This window comes from Streptomyces sp. MS06 (assembly GCF_047200655.1).
Lineage (GTDB): Bacteria > Actinomycetota > Actinomycetes > Streptomycetales > Streptomycetaceae > Streptomyces.
Genome location: NZ_JBJZOJ010000162.1, coordinates 1 through 616 on the forward strand (window position 1 = coordinate 1; position 616 = coordinate 616).

The window sequence follows — 616 nt, forward strand, 5'->3', positions numbered from 1 at the left end:
GGTTCGCCACCGCCGGCTCCGTCGACGACGGCAAGTCCACCCTCGTCGGACGCCTCCTGCACGACTCCAAATCCGTCCTCACCGACCAACTCGAAGCCGTCGCACACGCCTCCCGCAACCGCGGCCAGACCACCCCCGACCTCGCCCTCCTCACCGACGGACTACGCGCCGAACGCGAACAGGGCATCACCATCGACGTCGCCTACCGCTACTTCGCCACCCCCCGACGCCGCTTCATCCTCGCCGACACCCCCGGCCACGTGCAGTACACCCGCAACATGGTCACCGGCGCCTCCACCGCCGAACTCACCGTCATCCTCGTCGACGCCCGCAACGGCGTCGTCGAACAAACCCGACGCCACGCCGCCATCGCCGCCCTCCTCCGCGTCCCCCACGTCGTCCTCGCCGTCAACAAGATGGACCTCACCGGCTACCACGAACCCGTCTTCGCCACCATCGCCGAGGAATTCACCGCCTACGCCACCGAACTCGGCATCCCCGACGTCACCGCCATCCCCATCTCCGCCCTCGAAGGCGACAACGTCGTCGAACCCTCCCCCCACATGGACTGGTACGGCGGCCCCACCGTCCTCGAACACCTCGAAACCGTCCCGGT

General features: G+C 68.5%; 1 protein-coding gene. It reads left to right on the forward strand.

The window, feature by feature from the left end:
* Positions 1–616, forward strand: a 616-nt coding sequence (locus ACL02U_RS32945; protein ID WP_412794683.1) for a GTP-binding protein, incomplete at both ends; no start/stop codon positions are given.